This is a genomic window from Candidatus Mycobacterium methanotrophicum, from assembly GCF_023515995.1.
GTDB classification, from domain to species: Bacteria; Actinomycetota; Actinomycetes; order Mycobacteriales; family Mycobacteriaceae; genus Mycobacterium; species Mycobacterium methanotrophicum.
Map to the genome: position 1 here is coordinate 3,775,486 of NZ_CP097320.1, position 22,045 is coordinate 3,797,530.

The following is a 22,045-nucleotide window of genomic DNA, read 5'->3' on the forward strand; positions in this document are numbered from 1 at the left end:
GGGGTGTACGGCGTTGCGCAAATCCAGGGTATTCGCGACGGTCCTCGGTGGCCAGGACATGGTCATCGACGACGTGATGATCGAGACCGAGACTTCGCGCGGCAAGCGGCCGGTGACCAGCGAAGCGCTGGTGTTTGCGGTGCGGCCCAAGGCAAACCAGGCCAGCCGGTGCTCGCGGTGCCAGAAACGCTGTCCGGGCTATGACGGCGGGGACGCGATCAGGCGCTGGCGCAGCCTGGATCTGGGGACGACGAAGGCCTATCTGCAGGCCGCCGCACCGCGGGTAGCCTGCCCCGAGCATGGAGTGGTGGTGGCGCATGTGCCCTGGGCGCGGCCCGGCGCCCGCCACACCTGGGCGTTTGAGGACACAGCCGCGTGGCTGAGCGCGCATGCCGCCATCAGTGTGGTCGCGGTGTTTTTGCGGGTGGCCTGGCGCACCATCGCCGCGATCGTGGGCCGGGTGGTCGCCGATGGCCGCGACACCAACGACCTGCTCGTCGGACTGACCCGCATCGGCATCGACGAGATCGCCTACCGCAAAGGCCACCGCTACTTGACGTGCGTGATCGACCACACGACAGGCAGGTTGGTGTGGGCCGCCGAAGGCCGCAACAAAGACACCCTGGGCCGGTTCTTCGACCAGCTCGGCGCCGAACGTGCCGCGGCGTTGACTCACGTCAGCTGTGATGGGGCGGAATGGATTCACGCCGTGCTGCGGGACCGGGCCCCGGCCGCGGTGATCTGCCTGGATCCGTTTCATGTCGTGGCCTGGGCGCTCAAGGCCCTCGACAAGGTGCGGGTGCGTACCATGGCCCGCGCCGGCGTCCGCGACCGGCATGCGATGTGGGCGGTGCGCAAGAACCCGGCCGACTTGACCGGTGAGCAACGCACCAGCCTGGCCGCAATCACGGCTACCAACGCCACGCTGTATCGGGCGTATTTGCTCAAAGAGCAACTCCGCGAAGTCTTCCGGGTCAAAGGGCGCGACGGCCGTCGTCTGCTGGCCGGTTGGCTGTCCTGGGCGTCGCACTCGCGCATCCCGGAGTTCGTCGCCGTAGCCCGCACCGTCCGCCGTCACAAGGAGCTCATCGGCAACACCCTCGACCACCAACTGTCGAATGCCCGCTCGGAAGCCACCAATACCCACCTGCGGGCCTTGACCAAGCGTGCGTACGGGTTTCACAGCCCTGAGGCGCTGATCGGCATGGCCATGCTCACCCGCGGCGGCCTGTGCCCCGCACTACCCGGCCGAGCAGCATGAAACCCGACCCACGGAAACGTCAGGAGATCCGTCCGTTGGTCGTCATTTTCAGCGTCGCGCAACACCCGATCAAGCGTGACACGCACGACCGGCGACCGGATCTGGGCTGAGGATCCCACCACCGGCAAACGACGCGACATGACCACCGAAGAAGATCTCGCCTTCTGGGCCTGGGCCGTGGTGGAAGTGTTGCGCACCACCGGAATACGCGTCGAGGAACTGCTGGAGATCAGCCACCACAGCATGGTGCAGTACCGACTGCCCACCACTGGTGAACTGGTGCCGCTGCTACAGATCGCCCCGTCCAAGACCGACGAGGAAAGACTGCTGGTCGTCTCCCCAGAGTCGGCGGACGTGTTGTCGGCCGTCATCAGCCGCGTCCGCGGTGACGCCGCCGCGATCCCGCTCGTGCCCGCCTACGACCGACGCGAATGCGTGTGGCATCCGCCCATGCCGTGGCTGTTCCAACGCCGGTTCGGCGGCGAGCAACGCAGAATGTCTGACGGCGCGGTACGCAACATCCTCAACGCCGCTCTGGCCCGCACCGGCCTCACCGACCGCGAAGGCGGCCCGCTGCGCTTCACGCCGCACGACTTTCGCCGGATCTTCATCACCGACACCATCATGAGCGGCTTACCGCCGCACATCGCGCAGATCATCGCCGGGCATCGCGACATCAACGTCACTCTTGGTTACAAGGCCGTCTACCCTGACGAAGCTATCCAGGCCCACCTGGCGTTCCTCGCCCGTCGCCGCGCACTGCGCCCCTCAGAGGAATATCGCGTACCCACCGACGAAGAATGGGCCGAGTTCCTCGGCCACTTCGAACGCCGCAAGGTCTCTATCGGCACCTGCGGACGAGCCTTCGGCTCACCCTGTATTCATGAACATGCTTGTGTCCGTTGCGCATTGCTCTGGCCTGACCCCGCCCAACGGGACCGACTGCTCGAGATTCGCGACAACCTGACCGCTCGTATCGCCGAGGCCGAGCGTGAAGGCTGGCTCGGCGAGGTCGAAGGCCTACAGGTCAGCCTCGCCGCAGCGCAGGACAAGCTCGCCCAGATCTCCCGGCGAACCCCAACGAACACTGAACTCGGAATACCCCCACTACCAACGAAATCCTGACTGGAACAAACGGATCACCAAGCACAACGGTCAAGTTCAGAGAATTCGCAGAGTGGCCATGACTTGGGGGCCGGCGCCAGCGCGGATTTGGCAGTGGTCTTCGGTGTAGGTGACGTCTCGGACCCAGTGCAGCCGGTTCTCTATCGACCAGTGGCCGCGCAGCCAGCCAGCAACGTCGGTGGGGGTGGTGTCGGTAACCGAGAGGGAGGTCACCGCGTAGACGGTCTCGGTGTAGCGTTTGCCGGTCTTGGCGGTGACTGTGCGGATCAGTTTGAGCACTTGCGCGGCGCCGTGGAAGCCGATCCCTGCGCTGATCTCGGCTGCCTTCAGTGTGCGGGTGGTCGTGCGGCCGTGGCGGCGTTCGGTGCTGCGGGCGCACACCGGGATCTGGTTCCAGGGCAGGGATTTGAGGCGGGCGTGCAGGCTGGGCTGGTTGGCCTTGACGGTCTATGCCGATATCGGCATAGACGGCGTTATGCCGTTGCTGGGACTATGCCGAGTCTGTGGGTGTTCAGGGCGGAGAGTGGTTGTGGGGCGGCATGTCTGGGGTCGGTGCCGGATCGAGCATCGGCATAGTTGCGGTTCCCGGTTGATGCTCATTGTTGCGGGCACGGTGCCTGCAACGAGGAGGTCGAGATGGGAACTGTGTCGTGTTGCCGTATCCGGGGCGTGCTGGCCGAATACGAGTTCGGGTTCAGGGTCGAGCTGGCATCGTTGGGGTATACGCCCTCGTCGATCGAGTGGAAGATCAACGACGCGAGCCGGCTGAGCCGGTGGATGACCGCGCGAGGCCTGCCGCCGAGTGGGCTCGACGGTGATCATCTGGCAGCCTTCGTCGCTGAGTTCGCGGCATCACGGAAGACGCCGCCGAGCCGCGGGAGGTTCGAGCAGCTACTGCGGTTTCTGCGCTCGCGGGGCGCCGGAGTGCCCGGCACTGTCGCCGAGCCGGACAGACTTGACGGGCTGATGGCCGCTTATCGGGGCTGGATGGTGGATCAGCGTGGTCTTGCCGTGCGCACGATGGAACGCTACGAGAGGACGGCCCGGCGGTTCCTCGAGCAGTGCGGATCTGCGGATGTGGGGATCGGATCGCTGACGGCGCGGTCGGTGACCGATTTCCTGCTCGGCGTGGTGTCGCGGGGGTTGTCCACCGGGTCGCTGCGTGCGAACGTTTCCGAGTTGCGCTCGGTGCTGCGGTTCTTGTACGTCAACGGCCTGATCGACGCGCCGCTGGTACAGGCGATCCCGCCGGTGCCCGGCTGGAAGGGTGTGGCGGTCCCTGCGCGGATGCCGGCCGGGCTGGTTCAGGAAGTGCTGGATAGCTGTGATCGCAGCACTGCGGCGGGGACCCGGGATTTCGCAATGCTGACCCTGCTGGCACGCCTTGGGCTGAGGGCCTGCGAGGTGGCCGGGTTGACCCTGGACGACCTGCGGTGGCGTGACGGCGAGGTGGTGGTGCGCGGCAAGTCGCGGCGCACCGACCGCATCCCACTGCCCGTCGACGTCGGCGCCGCTGTTGCGGAGTATCTGCGCGCGGCCCGCCCCACGGCGCAGACCAGGGCCGTATTCGTGACCGTGCGCGCACCGCACCGGCCGTTGTGTCCGGCAGCGGTCAGCCAGACGGTGTGGCGGCAGTGTGACAAGGCCGGGCTGCCTGGGGTGCGGGCGCACGCACTGCGTCATGCACTGGCAACGAACCTGCTTGACCGCGGGGTGCGCCTGCCCGAGATCGGCCAACTGTTACGGCATGTCGATCTAGCCACGACCGCGATCTACGCGAAGGTCGACTACACGGCGCTACGGGAGCTGGCACCGGCATGGACGGCGGCGGCACGATGAGCGCCCTCGAAACGTCCTTGGACGACTATCTGCGGCTACGGCGCGCCTTCGGGCACAAGCTAGCCGGCGCCGAGCGGTATTTACGACAGTTCATCGCAAGGCTCGACGCGGCCGGCACGCAAGTGATCACGATGCCAGACGTGCTGGCGTTCGTGTCTGATCCGCGACTTGCCCCGGGCTCCGTCGTTGCGCAGCACCGGCTGATGGCAGTACGCGGCTTCGCCCGCTACCTGGGCGCAGCCGAGCCGCGCACCGAGATCCCGCCAGCCGGCCTGGTCGCCTACCGTGCCCGCCGCCGGAATCCGTACCTGTTCACCGACTGCGATATCGAGGCCTTGGTGCGCTGCGCGCGGGCCGGCACACGGTCGCCGTTCCGGGCGAACACCCTGGAAACAATGATCAGGCTGCTGATGATCACGGGCATGCGGGTAGGTGAGGCGATTCGCCTTGGCCGCGGCGACATCGACTGGGATGAGGCTGTCATCCGGATCCGGGACAGCAAATTCGGCAAGGGCCGGGACCTGCCGGTGTCCCCTTCGACCATCGCGGCGCTGCGCAGCTACGCAGACAGCCGCGATCGGCGGGGCAGCGTCGACATCGACCGGTTCTTCGTGTCGCTAGCCGGCACCCCGGTCGACTACAACCACTTCCGCGCAACGTTCCGCAAAGCAGTCGACGCCGCCGGCATCGCGCACGGCCGACCGAGCCCGCCACACATTCATGATCTCCGACACCGATTCGCGATCAGCACCGTGACCGGCTGGTATAGCCAAGGCCGCGATGTCCAGGCGCTGTTGCCCCGGCTGTCGACCTACCTCGGGCACCGCGATCCGGTCTCCACCTACTGGTATCTGACCGCCACTCCCGATCTTCTCGCCCAGGCCGCCGTCCGGCTCGAAGAAGCCGCATCGAAGGCAGCGGGCCGATGACCGCCGTCGCCACCACGCTGGAGATGTTCTTCATCGAGCGGCTCACCCGGCAGCGACAAGTCAGCCCGCAAACCGTCGCCTCCTACCGGGACTCGCTGCAACTGCTGCTGCGCTTCGTGAACGAACAGACCGGCAAGGAACCGTGCACCCTGGACTGGGCCGACTTGGACGAGCCGGTGATCTCATCGTTCCTGGACCATCTGCAAACCCGGCGGGGAAACAGCGCACGCACCCGCAACCTACGGCTGACCGCGATCCGGGCGCTGTTCCGCTACGCCGCGTTCCGCCACCCCGAGCACGCCGCCGTCATCCAACGAGTACTGGCCATCCCGGCCAAACGGGCCGACAAGCGCACCGTCACATTCCTGGCCGGCGATGAAGCGGCAGCCCTGATCGACGCCCCGGACCGCGCTCGCTGGGAAGGCCGCCGCGACCACGCCTGGCTGGCGTTGGACATCCAGACTGGACTGCGGGTTTCCGAACTGATCGGGCTGAACTGTGGCGACATCACGTTGGGCCCCGGAGCGCACCTGAGATGCGAAGGCAAAGGCCGCAAGCAACGCGCCGTTCCGTTGACCGCCACCATCCAGGCGGTACTCGCGAACTGGATCGCCGAGCTCGCCGGCAGGCCCGGCGATCCGCTATTCCCGACCCGCAGTGGGCGGCGCCTGAGTAGGGACGCGATCGAGCAGCGCATCGCGGTGCACGCCCACAAGGCCGCCCAGAGCTGCCCCTCCCTGAAGGCCAGACACCTGCACCCCCACGTCCTCAGGCACACCTGCGCCGTCGCACTGCTCCAAGCCGGTGTCGACACCTCCGTGATCGCTCTCTGGCTTGGTCACGCCGACGTCCGATCAACGAACCCATACCTGCACGCTGACCTGACCATCAAGGAAAAAGCCCTCGCCATAACCGCCCAACCGACCGTCGCACCGGGACGCTACCGGCCCTCCGACACCGTCCTCGCCTTCCTCGAAGGCCTGTAACTATGCCGATGCTCGATCCGGTACCGACCCCAGACATGCCGCCCCACAACCACTCTCCGCCCGAACACCCACAGACTCGGCATAGTCCCAGCAACGGCATAAGACGGTCAAGATGTAGTGACCGCCTCGGGCGGTGATGGCCTGGGCTGTCTGGTGCTGGCAGTGCAGCGCGTCGGCGGTGATGACCGCCCCGGTGATGTCGATGCCGTCCAGAAGTGTGCGCAGCATGGGGATTTCGTTGGTCTTGCCGTCGACGGCGAGTTGGGCGAGCACGGTTCCGGTGGTGTGGCACAGCCCCGCCAGCAGATGCTTGAGGCGACCGGCCGCGTCGCGGGCGCCGCGCAGGGTCTTGCCGTCAAACGCGATCACCCGGCGCCCACCGGCAGTGTGGGTGTGCAACCACATCCACCCGCCGATCAGCGCGTCCAAGTCGTCAGCGGCCAGACGCTGCAGACAGCGCCGGATCGTCGATTCACACGGCACTGCGCCGGTGACGCCCAACGCCGCCAGCAGCGGCGCGCAGTATCGGCTGCCCATTCGGCGATCGCGACGAACGACCGCGCGCCAGTGAGCGTGGCGGCCAGCGCGATCCCCAGGATGGCGGCCAGCCCGTGGCGCTTCCCGCGCGGCTTGCGCGGATCGGGCACCTGCGCAATCAACTCCAGCAAACCACCGGGTGCGGCCGGGACGTCGGCCAACTCACCCACCAGCGGGTCGGAATCGTCAACGAGGCACAGCGTGGGCGATGATGACACAGCGGGCACGGCAGAACTCCTGGGATGTGACTGGTGTGAGAACTGTGATCATCCCGTGACCAGCCGTGCCCGTCTCGTAATCACACCAGTCCCGCGTGTCACACCACCGCATCAGCCCAGCTCAAACCCCCACAACACGACTTTGCCGAGACCCTGAGGTCGTGAGGGAGACACGCTGATGCCGCCAAACAATATCGAGATCGCCGATCCAGGCCTTCGTTTTCCGCCTACGCCGCATCTGGCGAAACGCCGGCGGAATACGCGTGCAACTCACGAAGCAGTCGCCGGGGGGATTTGCGAAGCAGAACTGAGAGCACGGGGATCAAGGTAGGAGAGACGGCAACCAGTCCTGAGGTGATCACGATTTCCGCGGGCAGGGACTCCGAAACAGGCACGCCGCGCAACCGCGACCGGAAGGCCTCCACCGTGTTCATTGACCGGTTAGCGATGCTCATTACCAGGGCCACTGCCTCTATATTGCGCCGATCCCGGGGTTGCTCACTCCTAAGGAACGCAGATGAAACAGCTAGCGCTAGCCCCGTAACTCGCACATGGGGGTGCGGTGGGTCGGTGTCGTCGCGTGCGCCCTGGATCGGGTTAGCGCGTGCGCCGTGGATCGATATCGAGTAGGTGGAGGAGGCGTAGCTGGAGGGCGTCAGGCTGCGCTATTTCTGGTGTGGCGTCGGTGGTGGCGGTTCGCAGCCGTAGTGTGGCGAGGGCCCCGACATGGATCATCGGCGACGGTGCGGTCAGCCGGTTGGCGATCAGCGCCTCGATCACCTGCCCGTGTGTGGCGTGGGCGATCTCGCGCGCCGGAACCGCCCGGTCGATGATGCCCGCGATGTCCAGCCGTCGGCACAACCCGGCCGCCACCGGCAACGCCCCCAGCACCTGCTCGGTGCTGGCCGGACCGTACCGAACCCGCACCGTCGCCTGCTGGCATGTCACGTCGCCGAGCTGGCCGCGATCGACTATGCCCAGCACCGGCGACCATAGGATCCAGATGACGAGCCGACCCACCGCACCTCATGTGCGAATTACGGGGCTAGCGCAGGTGCAGTAGGTCGACCCTGCCCCTGCCGCCCCCTCGCCCCGCGCGTGTGGTCATCCGGCGCGGCACGTGGCTGTCGGAATCAGCTCTCAGGTCGTATCCGTTCCACGTAGCTCATCGAGTTCGCGGCGCATGCGCGCGACTTCTGTTTCGAGCTCCTGCAGATAGTCCGATAATTCCTCGGCATTTGCCCGGTAGCGCCGACGGCGACCGTACCCTTCAGCTGCCGGGGGCGGCGCATACGCCGGGGGCCCATAGGGATACCCGTGGTAGTGCCACGGACCGTGACCGCACCAACAACTCATCAGCGTTTCCCCTTCCTTGTTCTATTTCGATTCCGGCGCCCCGCCATGCTGCTGAGGCATTCGGGCGACGATCACCGGAATCTGAGCAGAGTTCACTACTGCCCTGCTCACCGAGCCCAGCAGCATGCCGGGGAACCCACCGCGGCCATGGCTGCCGACCACCACAAGCTGGGCGGTGTTTGCCTGCTCGAGCAGTCGAAACGCCGGTCGGTCGCACACGACGACTTTGTGCACGACGACATCCGGGTACCGTTCCTGCCATCCCGACAGACGTTCGGCCAGAACTTCTTCTTCACGGACTTCGAAATTTGCCCATTCGATCGGCGCCCGACCGGGGTGCCCGAAGTCGAGTGGGCCCATGTCGCTCCAGGCGTGCAGCGCCACCAAACCCACGCCGCGGCGCGAGGCTTCATCGAAGGCGATCTCGGTCGCCAACTCCGACGTCGGTGAACCGTCGACGCCCACCACCACAGGCGCCTGAGGCGAGCGCGTCGTAAGCGGGTCCTCATCGTGGATGACGGCGATCGGGCAATGTGCGTGGTGGACCAGGCCGGAGCTGACCGATCCCAGCAACGTACGAGCTACCGCGCCCTGGCCGCGGCAGCCCACCACGACCATGTCGGCCCGCTTGGAGAGGTCAACCAGGGTGGGCACTATCGGGCCGTGGAGCACCTCGCTCTCCATTTGTGATGCGCGACTTGGCGAGGTGGTCTCGGCAGCGAGCTTATGGGCCGCCTCGATGATCTGGCGCGCCTGGTCTTCCCGCCACGCTGAATAGTCAGAAGGCCCCCGGATCTCTGCCCACCCCTCGGGGGCGGCCAGCTCCGGCGCCAAGACGTGCACCAACCTGAGCGGCACGTTGCGCATCTCGGCATCTCGTGCGGCCCATTCGACCGCCACGGTCGAGGAGGGTGAACCATCGGCGCCGACCACAGTCCCTAGCCGCGTTGGTTGCCGCGACATCCGAGTCTCCTTTTCGAGCCGACAACTGAACCAAGTCATGACCGCTCCGCGGACGCTGCTGACGTTAGGCAACCGTCGGCATCGGGTCAGACATCCCAGGAGCTTAAATGTCAAGCGGCGGTTTGTTGATCTTGATTGTGGGACGGCCAGGCGGTGGCTTCGTCGTAGAGCGTGCGGGTCTTGAGGCAGCCGTGCAGGATTCCGACGAGCCGGTTGGCGAGCTGGCGCAGCGCGGGGTTGTGGCCGAGGCCGCGGGCGCGTTGCTTGTCGTAGTAGGCGCGTGCGCCGGGCGAGGCGCGCAGCGCGGAGAACGCCTGCGTCATCAGCGCGTCGATGAGCCTGTCCTGATGCACGAACCGCGCGAGCACGACCTTCTTCTTGCCGGAGGCGCGGGTGATCGGGCTGGTTCCGGCGTAGTTCTTGCGGGCCTTCGCGTCGGCGTACCGTGCTGGGTCGTCGCCGAATTCGGCGAGCACCCGGGCGCCGAGGATCGGTCCCAGGCCGGGCTGCGACAGGATGATCTCAGCGTCCGGGTGCCGGTGAAAATGCTCCTCCACCTGCTCTTGCAGGATCGCGATCTGCTCGTTGAGGGTGGTGAGCACGGCCACGATCGAGCGGGTGGCAGCCGCGTACGCGGTGGTGATCACCGGGTCGCGGCCGAGCTGCTCGCCGCGCAGCGCGTCCTGGATCCGGCTGGTCTTGGTGTCGATGTCGCGGCGACCGGCGTGTTTGAGCGCGGCCCGGATCTGGCTGCGGTTCAGCTTCGCCGCCGACGCGGGGTCGGGGGCTCTGCCGAGCAGTTCCAGCGCATCGGCCGCGTCGAGATCGTCGAAGGCTTCCAGCGCGGCGGGGAAGTACTCGCGCAGCGCGTGCCGCAGCCGCTGGGTGTGGCGGGTGCGGTCCCAGATCATCGTCTTGTGCGAGCGGGCAACAACTTTCACCGCCTCGGCTGCCGCGCTGTCGCCGGCCACCGGGCGCAGCTGGTGCGAGTCGGTGCGGACCATGTCGGCCAGCGTGTGTGCGTCCGCCGGGTCGCTCTTGGCGCCGGAGACGCTGTGCCGCTCCCGGTACCGGGCCACCGACAGCGGGTTCACCGCGTACACGGTGTATCCGGCCGCGATCAGCGCGGCCACCCACGGGCCCCGGTCGGTCTCGATTCCGATCGCCACCTCGGCCATGTCGGCGTCGGCGCCCAGCTCGGCGCCGATCATCGCGTGCAACCGCGCGATCCCGGCCGCGCCCTCGGGCAGCCGCGCCCTGGCCAGCCTGCGTCCCGCCGAGTCCATCAGTTCGACGTCGTGATGATCTTCCGCCCAATCGTCGCCCACGTACAGCAATTTCGCCACTCCTCGCTCCTGTCTGCAGTTGTCCGGGTTACAGCCGGCAGCGTGCGGGAGAGCTCTCGGCGACCTAATGAAGCAGTGCTCACGCCACGCGGGCGGGCACGACATCCCATCAGCGATCCCTTCTCCCGGGCGAACCGGTGGGGGCGACGATCTGACATCAGGACTCGAAATCCAGGAGGCATCAGTGCTCACCCACCGGCCGCTACCGGTAGCAAGTCTGCCCGAAGGCCGCACCCGCTAATACTCATTAGGAGGCTTTGGTCCCTAACCAAAGGGCACTAGGACCGTTACTGATGTAGTTGGCCATTGTTGGCCGTTGCCGGGGTAACAGTTGCCCGGCCCGATAGCCGCGTACTTGTCCGGCCGGACGGGCGGGATCTGGTTCCTCGCATGCTGGCCGGTGTCGGCTACCGGTCGCCCGCCGGCTGTGGGCGCGGTCCGGTCGGTAGGGAGGACTTTAGCCACTATTGGAGTGGGCGTTGGACGCCATAGCGTCGACTCCGTCAGGACGTTGCACGGGTTCGTGTCCGCATGTAGCGAACTACGCAACACCAAACCCCATGAGGAGCGTGATCATGACCGAGACGTCGCAGAAAACGGTGGCAGAGCGGCTGGCCGGCTTGTCCGACGACGTGCTCGAATCGCTGGAAACCGGACGCACGACAGCGATCGAGGCGGTACGCAAGTTCGTCGACGAAGTGACCCCCGTGGTCGCCGAGCCGGGGCGGCGCAAGAAGGTCGTCGATGCGGCCCTTGACTTGGCCGAGGAACTCGTCAAGGTGCGAATCGAATTCCTGCGCAGCGTTGTACGAAGCGCGGGCCAAACCCTGAGCAAGGAGTGAGCCGGCGAACCGGCTGAGTTCGTGCGCCGCCAGATTCGTAACCTCGACATGAGCGGCGAGCAAACGGTCATAGGCGGGAATGCTGGTATGCCGCCACTGCGCGCTCTTGGCTGGCGGTATGGAAGGAGTTGTGTATGTCCGTTCTGCCCAGCCAGCCCCGGCCGCCCGGCCACCATGAAGGCCGCTCGCACCGAGCGGGACCGGATCCCGTTTCACAGCTGCTGCGGCTGGAACACGAAGTAAATCAGCTGCTGGCCAACTTGGGCGAGGCGGAATCGCTGTGGTCGCAGTGGCTGACGGAGGTCGCCGCAGAGCAGCGCATCAGCGCGCGAAACCTCGTGCACTACTGGGCGATCCGGCAAAGCGATTTGCGTGATCTGCAGTCTCGCCTGGCCGCCTTCGGCTTGTCATCGCTGGGGCGCAGCGAGGCCCATGTTGAGGCAACCCTGTCGCTGGTGCACTCGGCGATCGGTGCGATGCTCGGCAACGGATGGCGCCCACCGCCGCCGCTGCCGACGGTGGGGATCGAGGAGGGGGCGCGGCTGCTTCGCCAGCGAACCATCGACCTCCTCGGCCCGCAACCGATGGGGCGGGTGACCCGCATCATGGTCACCCTTCCCTCCGAAGCCGCCGACAACGAAGGCCTGGTGCTCGAACTGGTGCAACGTGGCATGAACGTCGCACGGATCAACTGTGCCCACGATGACGCCGCGGCGTGGCGGGCGATGGCCCGAAATGTGCGACATGCCGCCGAGGCGACCGGCCGAATATGCCTGGTCGCCATGGATCTGGCTGGTCCCAAACTGCGCACCGGCCCAGTGCAGCCCGGTCCGCGGGTCATCAAACTTCGTCCACAAAGGAACGTCCTGGGCGAGGTCATCGCCCCAGCGCAGGCGTGGCTTACCGCAGCCGACGACCCGGTGAGCCCACCCCGGGCCGATATGGCAACCATCCCCGTACCCCGGGACTGGCTGAGCCGCCGCCATGCGGGGGATGTGCTGCTGACGCGCGACACCCGCGGTGCCAACCGTCGCCACACCCTGTATGCCGACGAGCGAACACCCGCCGCAGCAGGATTCGTCATCGACGCGGACAAAACAACGTACCTGGGTACCGGAACGGTGTTGCATGTCGACGGGGCCGACGATCCGGCCGGGGTCGGTGAGCTGGCACATGTTCCGCAGAGCCTGCGGCTGTACCGCGGGGACATTCTCAAGCTGACCCGTGACTGTGCTGCCGCCCCAGTGCAACCCGACCGTGTGGCACAGATCGGCTGTACCCTGCCGGAGATCTTCGACCACGCCCGTGCCGGGGAAACCGTCCAATTCGACGACGGCCGTATCGGCGGCCACATCGTGGGCGTCAATGATGGGATGTTGAGCATCCGCATCGATCGCGCCGCCGACGGCGGATCCAGGCTGGGCGCCGACAAAGGCATCAATGTTCCCGACACCCGCCTTCCGATTCCGGCGCTGACCGCCAAAGACATCGCCGACCTGTCGGTGGTGGCGGAATTAGCCGACATGGTGGAGATGTCGTTCGTTCGCGAACCCTCCGATGTCGAGGGACTGCTCAACGAGGTGGACCGGCTCGGCGCGCAAGACTTGGGAATCATCCTGAAAATCGAAACCCGCCAGGCGTTCGAGCATCTGCCTCAACTGCTGCTCGCCGCCATGCGCCGTCCGCGGGCGGGGGTAATGATCGCGCGCGGAGATCTCGCTGTCGAGTCCGGCTTCGACCGGTTGGCAGAACTACAGGAGGAGATCCTGTGGCTGTGCGAGGCCGGGCATCTCCCGGTGATCTGGGCGACCCAGGTCCTTGAACAACTGGCCAAAACCGGCAACCCGTCACGCGCGGAGATCAGCGATGCCGCGATGAGCGAGCGGGCCGAATGCGTAATGCTCAACAAGGGCCCCTACATCGGTGAGGCCGTGGTGGTCCTCGACAAGATTCTTCGGCGCATGACAGGACACCACCAAAAAAGAACCAGCCTGCTACGGTCGCTGCGCTCCTGGCACCCCAGCACCGCGCCGCACTGATCGCGGGGCCAGCCGTGACAGCGCGCTAGCCTAGCGTGCACAAAGCCGGACGCTATTCGGCTGGCCGGGTCGGCCCACCCGATCGATCCGCCTAAACCAATGTGACCGAATCTCGGCAGCACACCCGAAATGGCCACCGATGCCAGGAAATGTGTTCCATCGAACTGGCCGCCGTTGGCGATCGCCCCGTATAGCCGCGCCAGCGTCCGTGCGGTGCAAACCCCGTTGGCTGCGGGTACTTCGCTGTCGAGCATGGGGATGTCACCTTGCACAAATGCTTTCATGCCCGGGGCGTGCATTGCGCCGAAAGCAGCCGAGAGACAGCCCGACACGGTGCCGCATCATGTCACGAATGGTGATAGCCGACTTGCCATTCGCGCCGAACGCAGGCCAGTATTCGGCGACCGGCGCGTCGTAGGCAAGCAACCTCGGGTCGACAAGCCGATGGATGACCGTCGAAGCCAAGTCCTTGGTTACCGAAAACACCATCGCACCGGAATCCGCCGACCACGGCACCGTGCCACGCCGGTCGGCCCACCCGGTCCACACGTCGACTAGCTACTTCGACCTGAAAAAGTCGGCGCGTCGATCCCCGGTTTGTTGGCGTTGACCTGGGAAGATGGCCTCAAAGCCCTTGTAGCGGAAGGGATTGAGGCCATCGTGTTTCGTACTGTAGGCGATTAGTGCTCATTGTGGGAGTCGATCCTGCCCGAAGAGTTGCAGCGGCTGACCTGTGGCGCCACTGGGGCCTGGTACGTCATGGAACGAGACGGCTTCCGGCATCCCAACCAATTCGGTTATGCCCCGGACGGTTACACCCTGAAAGTTATCATCGCGTCACGCGCCGGCTACGGGCCGACTGTTGCGGCGACCGCATCGACTACCGCCGGCACCTGAAGGAAACCCAACCATGAACACGCACCGCTCTTGGCTGGTATTTCGAACCACGAATGCCTCATTGAGTCAGACACACGTCAGATCGCGCCGGCGCGCAGACGTACACCCGAGGTTCGCAGCCCGCAGCGCGCAGCCGTGGCACCAACACCGACAGCGCGCCGGCTTCATAGCCGCCGCACGCTCCCGTGCGCCCGACGACGATCGCACTACCCGGTTGCACTGCATCAGTTGAGGATCCGATGCCCTGGTCATCGTTTCAGTATTACGGGCGGGTGAGATCGGGTGACCAAAACCGTTGTGCGCAAGCAAGACCAGTGCGGCCCATGCCAGGGTTGGCCATGGCCGTCAGCGATGAGTCGGTGACAATTCTCGGTGAGGATGAGAGCTGGGGGCTGCTGGCCAGTGTGGCACTGGGCCGATTGGTGGTATGCGTTGGTTCACGCCCCGAAATCTTTCCGGTTAACTTCGTCGTCCAGCGACCCACCGTGCTGTTTCGGACTGCCGAGGGCACCAAGCTGTTGAGCGTGGTCATCAACAAAAACGTTGTATTCGAAGCCGATGGACACTCACTCGATGAAGGCTGGAGTGTCATCGTCCAAGGCACCGCCGACGTTTTGTCGACCGCTGCGGAGATCGACGAGGCGGACCGTGCCGGGCTGCGGCCCTGGGTCGCAACCTTGAAGCTCAACTATGTTCGCATACACGCCTCAACCATTAGCGGCCGGAGATTCCTTTTCGGCCCCGAACCCGACCGCGAATCCACCTTCGCCTAACCACCCGTCGACAGTCCTTGTCCCGGACGGAAGGTAAGTAGTTACTGGAACGGTGGACAAAATCGATAATCAGCGCCGGTAGGCGACATCCGCCTGTGGAGACGCGAGCCGATACACGTCGATCAATCGGCTGAGGTCGCTTGCGGTGACAATGCCGGCCAGACGGCCCTCATCGACGACCAGAGCACGGTTGCCGGCGTCTGATCCCAGCCGCTCCAGTAGTACGGTGAGCGGCTCGTGTGGTGCCGCCGTGGGCACCCGGGGTAGGGGTATCGCGGCCTCGCGCACTAAGGTGGCGGCGCGCTGGCTCGGTGCGATGCCGCGCAGTTGCGCCAGGGTGATCAGCCCGATGATCGATCCGTCGCGGTCGGCGACCGGATACGCCGAGTGGCGGTCGCCAAGCAGGTAACGATGAATGAAATCCTCGACGGTGATGTCGGCTGGAGCCATGTGCGGATCGGGAGTCATGACGTCGGCGACGACACCATGGAGCTGCTCGTCACGGGCTACGCGGCGCGTCCGCGACGGCCGGGATTGCCGCTCGACCGTAAGCCGCTGCGCCGTGGCGGGCAGGTAGCGGCCCTGATCGTCAGCGTTGCGGCGCAGCTCCCGGGAGACCGTCGAGGCCGCCCTGCCCAGCTCCTCGGCGACGGCGCACACACTGACACCCGCGCGGTGCAAGTCGGCGATCGTCGTCCTCTCGGCCAGCGACAGGTATCGGGGATGTCGCGGCTTGTGTTCTGCAAGACTCACCGCTGGATAGTGCACCTGCTCGCCGGCCTTGTTCAGGATTGTGCGCCCATAGCGCCAGCGTGTCCCTGTCCTGCGGTTGATTCCCACGATCCGGCACGCCTGGGCGTTGCTTACCCCTTGGGCAATCAGCCGAACGAACCACTCCTGCTTCTCCACGAGCATCTTGCCGTGTCGGGTCTTCCGCTCTGTTCCCACCGCAACCTCCGAATAGCATCCGTGTTGCGACGTTCACTGGAATCCGCCCGGCTTGAAATGGCCCCATTTGTGTGGCGACAGGGTGTCGTTGTGACGGTCTGATTTGGCCCCACCTCACCTGTGATCAGTGTCGGTGGCGGTGCCGGAGAGTGTGATCCGCGGGTCGGCGGTCCAAGGTCGTTGGCTGAAAGGACGAATGGCCCTAGGCGGGGCAATATCGCCGCCTTTATGTTTGGAGTGTCTGAGAGCCGAATACCACAGCACCGTCACGATTCAGGAGTGCACAATGACCACGGGCCGCGACGTTATGCATATCGGGAGCAACGTGTGTGGGATAGGGCGAGGCTTCCACCGCCGCGGTCCAACATATGGGGATTTAGGCATGGGCATGCTGCCGACCTGCCGGGACTATGCGCTTGCGCGGAATGATCACCGACTGCGACCGAACGCGCAACCGGCCGACTCGTCAAAGCGATCTGCGCCCCTGAGCCATCGCCAGCCACCGACCCTCGACAACTTGGCCAGCAAGTCATGAGTACTCCCTATGGCGGTACCGGCCCGGCGGCAGGCGAATACAGCGTGGAGGACGACAACCAGCTTCAGCCGGAGGACACTCTCATCGACCGCGGCGTCGATGACGTGCTCGATGAGGGATATTCGCCACCCGAGCGGCTATACGGACCTGGCGCCCTTGGCCCGTCTGAAAGCATGGACCAGCTGCTCGCAGAGGAAGAACAAGACCCGACATCGCGGATAAATGTCCCGCTCGACAAGGACGAGCAACAACACTCAGACGAAGCCGAGCGTGAAACCGAATTTCCCCGGCGAGACGAGGTTGGACGCGCGCGGGCAGGCCGACTTGTCGCACCGGACATGGGATTTGGTGAAGATAGCGAGGCCGAACTGGTCGCAGAGGACGTCGGTATCAGCGGAGGCGCAGCATCCGCTGAGGAAGCCGCAGTTCACATCATAGAAGAAGGGGAGTAGCCGGGGTCCTCCGGAACCGCGGTGGGCGGTCCTTCGTCGGCGGGGCCAGCGGCACCTCACGTCCATTAGTTAGACGCCGGTCGCACGGTCAGCAGGGTGGCCGGTGGCTTGCCCAGCCTGGCCACCCGGCTTGGACGAGTTCGACGTTCTCGGCGTGCGTCTCCTTGACCAGACTGATGTGAAGTAGTCTTTCTGCTCGGCGGTTGTCCTGGATCAGCTCCCGCCAGACATCCGCACCCTACTGCAGCAGTAGCATCGCGGCGGTCCAGGTGGCGCACCACAACCTCGGCGCCATCTGACGGGCGCCCTTGGAGATGGTCGTATGCCCGGCGTCCGGCGTAGGTGAGTACGGGACCCACGGCCACAATATGTTTGCTTGAAAGTCCGAAAGCATTTCACGCATGCGCGAGGCGTGCGCTACAACCGACCGTAACCGGGCCGATGACAAGGTACGGACCCACTACACGGGTGAACATGCGCGTCCTGATCTGCGACTGCGGTGTAAAGCTCATTGCCAAACCTCCGTTTGCGCCTGTCATGTCATCGGTAAAGACGAGCTTTCACATTTGGGATGCACAGATCCCCCATCGGGTATCTCACCGGTTGACCAGCACCGGCGACAGGGGTCTGAAGTCCCGCCTGTCGAGGCCGTTGGTCGTGAGTCCATCACCGACCATGCTGCGCGATCTCCAGGCGCTGAGCTCCCTGACCCGCGCAGAAGACGGCGAGAAAGAGAGCCGAAGGTCCTGGTCGCCACCGTCTGATGCCGAGACTGCGAAAGCGCGTACGGAGGACTACGACGAGCGGGCGGGCGCTGACGAGCTACTGAAGGAAAGCTGCCCGGGCACGAGCGCAAGGATTCTCGCGCTACTCAAAGGCCTGCGGGTGCCTGTCCGAGGTACATCATGAACCAGTCGCGGGCCAGCAGCGCAACCTTCCCGAGAGCGCCCGGCTCTTCGAAGAGGTGAGTCGCTCCCGTGACCACCACGATTCGGCATTTGCCCGGTATCGCGTCCCGGGCACGCCGATTGACGTCGAGGACCGCTTCGTCACGCTCTCCGACGATCAGCAGGGTCGGCGCGTGAACCCTGGTCAGGTGTTCGCCCGCGAGATCGGGCCGGCCCCCGCGGGAAACGACCGCTGCCACCTTCACCCGGGGATCGACAGCCGCAGCCAACGCCGCGCCGGCTCCCGTGCTGGCACCGAAGTAGCCCACCGGCAGCGATGCGGTGTCCGGCTGACCGGCCAGCCACTCGGTGGCGTGGACCAGCCGGCCGGCGAGTAGCCCGATGTCGAAGACGTTGGCGCGGTTGCGTTCTTCCTCGAGCGTGAGCAGGTCGAACAGCAGCGTGGCGAAACCGGCGCCGTTCAGCACCGTGGCAACATAGCGGTTGCGCGGGCTGTGCCTGCTGCTCCCGCTGCCGTGGGCGAAGACGACGATGCCCCTCGGATGCTCCGGAATCGTGAGATGCCCCAACAACGTCATGGACCCGGCGGCTATCCGGACGTCCTCCTCGCGCAGCGGGGGATCGTCCACGCTGGCGCTGGTGACCACATCCTGATAGCCGCCGCTAGCACGATCGAGCAGTGCAATCACCTCGTCGTCGGAGGTCTGCGCGAAATTGCGGTATCCCTGACCGACCCCGAAGAAAAGCGCGGGTGTCTCCAGACACACCACCTCATCGGCATATTCGCCGAAGCTCTCGGCGATATCGGCCGGGCCGATGGGAACCGCTAATATGACCCCGGCCGCGCCTTGGGCGCGCACAACCTGGCACGCTGCCTTGGCCGTCGCGCCGGTTGCGACGCCGTCGTCGACGATCACGGCGGTCTGCCCTGCCAATGGGATCCGGTCATGTCCGTGGCGGAAGCGTTCTAACCGGCGCTGCAGCTCGGCGCGCTCCTTGCGTTCGACTGCGGCCATGTCGTGCTCGGTGAGGTTCGCATCACGCACGACGGATTCGTTGATCACCCGCACGCCGCCTTCACCGATTGCGCCGAAGGCGAGTTCGGGCTGAAACGGCACGCCGAGCTTACGCACTACCAGGATGTCCAGCGGGGCCCGCAACGCCTTGGCGACCTCGAAGGCTACCGGCACTCCGCCTCGCGGCAGGCCGAGCACGACGACGTCCCGGCCATCGACGGACTTCATGCGCTGGGCCAGTCTGCGGCCGGCGTCGGCACGGTCAGCGAAGTGCATCATGTTCTCGAGCGTGAGGGAGGCGCTGGCACATCAAAGGGTCCTCCGGCCGCTCATGTGGTGACTAATTCCTCGTGCACTTCCTCATCCACGCAGGCTTCAAGGGGTGGCCCGCGGGGCGCGCCCCAGCCGCTGCTCGAGCCGCAGCACCTGTTTGGTGGTTTTGAGCACGGTGTCGGGGTTGAGGCTCATCGAGTCAATGCCGACCTCGACGAGGAATTCGGCCATGTCCGGGTAGTCGGACGGCGCCTGTCCGCACAGTCCGGAGTGAATGCCGTTGCGGTGGCAGCCATCCACGGCCAGCCGGATCATCTCCTTGACACCCTCGTCGCGCTCGTCGAAGTCGAACGCCACGATCTCGCTGTCCCGATCGACGCCCAGGGTGAGCTGGGTGAGATCGTTGGAGCCGATGGAGAAGCCGTCGAATTGCTTGGAGAATTCGTCAATCAGCAGGACGTTGTTGGGAATCTCGCACATCGCGTAGATCTTCAGGCCGTTCTCGTCGCGCCGCAGCCCGAGTTCCGCCATCCGGTCAAGCACCTGTTGGGCCTCGGCGACGCGGCGCACGAACGGCAGCATAAGGATCACGTTGGTCAGCCCCATCTCCTCGCGGACCCGCTTCATCGCCTTGCATTCGAGCGCGAAACCGTCCGCGTAGGCGGGGTGGGCGTAACGAGAGGCTCCGCGGAAGCCGAGCATCGGGTTGTTCTCGTCAGGCTCGAAGTCGGCGCCGCCGATGAGGCTGGCGTACTCGTTGGTCTTGAAGTCGCTCATGCGCACCACAACGGGCTTGGGCCAGAACGCCGCGGCAATAGTGCCGATCCCTTCGGAGAGCCGCTGCACGAAGAAACTCGCCCCGTCGGGATAGCCGCGAGTCAGACGTGCCAACTGAGAGCGCGCCTCGGGGTCGGTGACCTTGTCGGGGTGCAGCAGCGCGAGCGGGTGGCCCTTGATCGACTCGCTGATGATGAACTCCATCCGCGCCAGGCCCACACCGTCGTTGGGCAAAAACGAGCTCTTGAATGCCAGGTCCGGATTGCCGAGGTTGATCATGATCTCGGTGGCCGGGCGCGCAAGGCTGGTGATCTCGGTCTGGTCGACCGCAAACGGAATCTCTCCGGCGTAGACGCGCCCGGTCTCACCCTCGGCACAGGACACGGTGACGGTTTGGCCGCTGGCCACGCGCGAGGTCGCGTTACCGGTACCCACCACGGCGGGGACCCCGAGTTCGCGGGCAATGATCGCTGCGTGGCAGGTGCGCCCGCCCCGGTTGGTGATGATCGCGGCCGCGGTCTTCATCACCGGCTCCCAGTCCGGTGTGGTGGTGTCGGCCACCAGCACCTCGCCAGGCCTGAACTCCGCGAGGTGGGCCAGGTTTTCGATCTTGCGGACTGTACCCGAGGCGATCTTCTCGCCCACCGAACGGCCCTCGACAAGCACTTCACCGGAGCCTTCGAGCACATAGCTCTCCACGGTGGTCACCGTGTGCTGGGAGGCGACGGTCTCCGGCCGGGCCTGCACAATGTAGAGCCGCCCGTCGATGCCGTCTTTCGCCCACTCCATATCCATCGGCCGCCCGTAGTGGCGCTCGATCTTGATCGCATAATCGGCCAGCTCGAGGACGTCCTCGTCGGCGAGGCAGAAGTGCTCGCGGTCGGCCTTGGGCGCGGGGATGTTGCGGGTGGTCTGCTTGGTCGAGCCTTCGACGAAGACCATCTTCACCGCCTTGTCGCCGAGCATGCGGCGCAACACGGCACGGTGGCCCGCGGCGAAAGTGGGTTTGTGGACGTAGTACTCGTCTGGGTCGACCGCGCCCTGTACGACGTTTTCGCCGAGGCCGTAGGCGCCGGTGACCAACACGACGTCACGAAAACCGGATTCGGTGTCGAGGGAGAACATCACGCCCGAGGACGCGAGGTCGGAGCGGACCATCTTCATCACACCGATCGACAGGGCGACCTTGAAGTGATCGAAGCCCTGGTCGATGCGGTAGTGGATGGCCCGGTCGGTGAACAGGCTCGCGAAGCAACGCCGGCAGGCGTCGAGCAGCATCTGTTCGCCGCGGATGTTCAGAAAAGTGTCCTGCTGGCCGGCGAAGCTTGCCGTCGGCAGGTCCTCCGCAGTCGCCGAGCTGCGCACCGCCAGGCTCACATCTTCGCCGTACTCGCTTTGCAACCGTCGGTACCCGGCGAGCACTTCGTCGGCGACGTCGTTGGGCAGCCCTGCGCCGTACACGATTTCGCGGGCCTGCTTGCCGCGGCGTGCCAGGTCGGCGACGTCGCTGGGATCGAGCCCGTCGAGAGCGGCACGCAGCGGCTCCATAGCCCCCGCCGCCTCGAGCATCCGCCAGTAGGCGTCCGCGGTGATGGCGAAGCCGTTCGGTACCAACACCCCCTCGTCGGAGAGCTTGCAGTACATCTCGCCAAGGGAGGCGTTCTTTCCGCCGACCAGCGGAACGTCCTCGATGCCGAATTCCTCGAAGAACCGTATGTATTTCGGCGTGTTCATGGTTACCCCTCTCGTAGCCGGTTGAGCAGAGCCATGGCTTGCAGGCCAAGCCACGTGGCCTGCAAAGATGAGATCGCTCGGTGGCGCGCGCCCAGCCCGCCGTCCGGGCGCTGCAGAGCGCCCCGACCGAGGTGGTTCCCGCGTCGGGGGCCAGTACCCGCCCTGGCAACCCGATCCGCTCCTCCAAGTCCGCACCGGGAGACGCCCATCCTCCGTCGGCGGCACGCGCTGCATCCAGCAACGCGGCCGCGCTGTCACGTTCTGATCCACGAAGATCGTTGTGCCGCAGAT

General features: G+C 65.7%; 18 protein-coding genes and 2 pseudogenes. 10 read left to right on the forward strand and 10 right to left on the reverse strand.

The genetic code is table 11. The annotated features are described in order from the left end of the window. Window positions 1-13: 13 nt before the first annotated feature. Together M5I08_RS19720 and M5I08_RS19725 are read left to right on the forward strand one after the other, a co-directional pair. A complete protein-coding gene (locus M5I08_RS19720) occupies window positions 14-1,261 on the forward strand; it encodes an ISL3 family transposase (protein WP_249762783.1) in 1,248 nt (415 codons plus the stop codon). A gap of 75 nt (window positions 1,262-1,336) precedes the next feature. Beyond that, window positions 1,337-2,386 (forward strand): tyrosine-type recombinase/integrase, encoded by a 1,050-nt coding sequence (locus M5I08_RS19725; protein WP_219070888.1) that lies wholly within the window; start codon window positions 1,337-1,339, stop codon window positions 2,384-2,386. A gap of 36 nt (window positions 2,387-2,422) precedes the next feature. Here the strand turns inward: M5I08_RS19725 and M5I08_RS19730 are convergent, their stop codons facing one another. Then, the gene (locus tag M5I08_RS19730) at window positions 2,423-2,809 is read right to left on the reverse strand and encodes an ISAs1 family transposase (protein WP_370328660.1); all 387 of its coding nucleotides are present in this window, start codon (window positions 2,807-2,809) and stop codon (window positions 2,423-2,425) included. A 213-nt stretch (window positions 2,810-3,022) separates the two neighbouring features. On the opposite strand from M5I08_RS19730, the gene M5I08_RS19735 reads away from it, so the two are divergent. Genes M5I08_RS19735 through M5I08_RS19745 form a run of 3 tightly spaced genes read left to right on the forward strand, consistent with a single transcriptional unit; the run spans window position 3,023 to window position 6,140 of the window. Next, window positions 3,023-4,225: a site-specific integrase gene (locus tag M5I08_RS19735; protein ID WP_219070837.1), complete on the forward strand. Its 1,203-nt coding sequence runs from the start codon at window positions 3,023-3,025 to the stop codon at window positions 4,223-4,225. Beyond that, window positions 4,222-5,154 (forward strand): tyrosine-type recombinase/integrase, encoded by a 933-nt coding sequence (locus tag M5I08_RS19740; RefSeq protein ID WP_249762920.1) that lies wholly within the window; start codon window positions 4,222-4,224, stop codon window positions 5,152-5,154. Before M5I08_RS19735 ends, M5I08_RS19740 begins: the two co-directional genes overlap by 4 nt. Next, entirely contained in the window at window positions 5,151-6,140 is a 990-nt protein-coding gene (locus M5I08_RS19745) for a tyrosine-type recombinase/integrase (RefSeq protein ID WP_219070835.1), read from the forward strand. Before M5I08_RS19740 ends, M5I08_RS19745 begins: the two co-directional genes overlap by 4 nt. Here M5I08_RS19745 and M5I08_RS19750 read toward each other — a convergent pair whose 3' ends face one another. From M5I08_RS19750 to M5I08_RS19765, 5 genes and pseudogenes are all read right to left on the reverse strand, one after another. Further along, window positions 6,141-6,677 (reverse strand): ISAs1 family transposase, encoded by a 537-nt coding sequence (locus M5I08_RS19750; RefSeq protein ID WP_249762921.1) that lies wholly within the window; start codon window positions 6,675-6,677, stop codon window positions 6,141-6,143. A gap of 29 nt (window positions 6,678-6,706) precedes the next feature. Then, window positions 6,707-6,904 (reverse strand): annotated as a pseudogene (locus tag M5I08_RS27045) (ISAs1-like element ISMul1 family transposase); the annotation flags it as partial. Between the two features lie 588 nt (window positions 6,905-7,492). Further along, window positions 7,493-7,915, reverse strand: coding sequence for a DUF4277 domain-containing protein (locus M5I08_RS19755; protein WP_219070841.1), 423 nt, complete (start codon window positions 7,913-7,915; stop codon window positions 7,493-7,495). Between the two features lie 357 nt (window positions 7,916-8,272). After that, on the reverse strand, window positions 8,273-9,214 hold the full coding sequence (locus M5I08_RS19760) for a universal stress protein (RefSeq protein ID WP_219070839.1): 942 nt from the start codon (window positions 9,212-9,214) through the stop codon (window positions 8,273-8,275). Window positions 9,215-9,324: 110 nt separating this feature from the next. Then, window positions 9,325-10,551 (reverse strand): IS110 family RNA-guided transposase, encoded by a 1,227-nt coding sequence (locus M5I08_RS19765; protein WP_249763288.1) that lies wholly within the window; start codon window positions 10,549-10,551, stop codon window positions 9,325-9,327. A gap of 584 nt (window positions 10,552-11,135) precedes the next feature. Here M5I08_RS19765 and M5I08_RS19770 point away from each other — a divergent pair. Then, window positions 11,136-11,402, forward strand: coding sequence for a hypothetical protein (locus tag M5I08_RS19770; protein ID WP_219070105.1), 267 nt, complete (start codon window positions 11,136-11,138; stop codon window positions 11,400-11,402). A 134-nt stretch (window positions 11,403-11,536) separates the two neighbouring features. Then, the gene (locus M5I08_RS19775) at window positions 11,537-13,441 is read left to right on the forward strand and encodes a pyruvate kinase (protein ID WP_219070107.1); all 1,905 of its coding nucleotides are present in this window, start codon (window positions 11,537-11,539) and stop codon (window positions 13,439-13,441) included. 26 nt (window positions 13,442-13,467) lie between these two features. Here M5I08_RS19775 and M5I08_RS19780 read toward each other — a convergent pair. Then, window positions 13,468-13,999 (reverse strand): annotated as a pseudogene (locus M5I08_RS19780) (serine hydrolase domain-containing protein); the annotation flags it as partial. A gap of 132 nt (window positions 14,000-14,131) precedes the next feature. On the opposite strand from M5I08_RS19780, the gene M5I08_RS19785 reads away from it, so the two are divergent. Further along, entirely contained in the window at window positions 14,132-14,338 is a 207-nt protein-coding gene (locus M5I08_RS19785; protein WP_219070109.1) for a hypothetical protein, read from the forward strand. Between the two features lie 338 nt (window positions 14,339-14,676). Continuing rightward, window positions 14,677-15,111, forward strand: a complete 435-nt coding sequence (locus M5I08_RS19790; protein ID WP_219070120.1) for a pyridoxamine 5'-phosphate oxidase family protein — start codon at window positions 14,677-14,679, stop codon at window positions 15,109-15,111. A 69-nt stretch (window positions 15,112-15,180) separates the two neighbouring features. On the opposite strand, the gene M5I08_RS19795 is transcribed toward M5I08_RS19790, so the two are convergent. Continuing rightward, window positions 15,181-16,059 carry a CBS domain-containing protein gene (locus M5I08_RS19795; RefSeq protein WP_219070111.1) on the reverse strand — a complete coding sequence of 293 codons (879 nt, stop codon included), beginning with the start codon at window positions 16,057-16,059 and terminating at the stop codon, window positions 15,181-15,183. A gap of 531 nt (window positions 16,060-16,590) precedes the next feature. On the opposite strand from M5I08_RS19795, the gene M5I08_RS19800 reads away from it, so the two are divergent. After that, window positions 16,591-17,046 carry a DUF5709 domain-containing protein gene (locus tag M5I08_RS19800; protein WP_219070113.1) on the forward strand — a complete coding sequence of 152 codons (456 nt, stop codon included), beginning with the start codon at window positions 16,591-16,593 and terminating at the stop codon, window positions 17,044-17,046. Window positions 17,047-17,917: 871 nt separating this feature from the next. Here M5I08_RS19800 and M5I08_RS19805 read toward each other — a convergent pair. Next, entirely contained in the window at window positions 17,918-19,249 is a 1,332-nt protein-coding gene (locus tag M5I08_RS19805) for an alpha/beta family hydrolase (protein ID WP_219070115.1), read from the reverse strand. Between the two features lie 96 nt (window positions 19,250-19,345). Then, on the reverse strand, window positions 19,346-21,754 hold the full coding sequence (ppsA, locus tag M5I08_RS19810) for a phosphoenolpyruvate synthase (RefSeq protein WP_219070116.1): 2,409 nt from the start codon (window positions 21,752-21,754) through the stop codon (window positions 19,346-19,348). Window positions 21,755-22,045: the final 291 nt, after the last annotated feature.

Bases quoted from the DNA above. Each gene is read 5' to 3' on its own strand.
- M5I08_RS19735 (WP_219070837.1), top strand. From the start codon at position 3,023: ATGGGAACTGTGTCGTGTTGCCGTATCCGGGGCGTGCTGGCCGAATAC.
- M5I08_RS19740 (WP_249762920.1), top strand. From the start codon at position 4,222: ATGAGCGCCCTCGAAACGTCCTTGGACGACTATCTGCGGCTACGGCGC.
- M5I08_RS19745 (WP_219070835.1), top strand. From the start codon at position 5,151: ATGACCGCCGTCGCCACCACGCTGGAGATGTTCTTCATCGAGCGGCTC.
- M5I08_RS19750 (WP_249762921.1), bottom strand. From the start codon at position 6,677: ATGGGCAGCCGATACTGCGCGCCGCTGCTGGCGGCGTTGGGCGTCACC.
- M5I08_RS19760 (WP_219070839.1), bottom strand. From the start codon at position 9,214: ATGTCGCGGCAACCAACGCGGCTAGGGACTGTGGTCGGCGCCGATGGT.
- M5I08_RS19770 (WP_219070105.1), top strand. From the start codon at position 11,136: ATGACCGAGACGTCGCAGAAAACGGTGGCAGAGCGGCTGGCCGGCTTG.
- M5I08_RS19775 (WP_219070107.1), top strand. From the start codon at position 11,537: ATGTCCGTTCTGCCCAGCCAGCCCCGGCCGCCCGGCCACCATGAAGGC.
- M5I08_RS19790 (WP_219070120.1), top strand. From the start codon at position 14,677: ATGGCCGTCAGCGATGAGTCGGTGACAATTCTCGGTGAGGATGAGAGC.
- M5I08_RS19800 (WP_219070113.1), top strand. From the start codon at position 16,591: ATGAGTACTCCCTATGGCGGTACCGGCCCGGCGGCAGGCGAATACAGC.
- M5I08_RS19805 (WP_219070115.1), bottom strand. From the start codon at position 19,249: ATGATGCACTTCGCTGACCGTGCCGACGCCGGCCGCAGACTGGCCCAG.
- ppsA (WP_219070116.1), bottom strand. From the start codon at position 21,754: ATGAACACGCCGAAATACATACGGTTCTTCGAGGAATTCGGCATCGAG.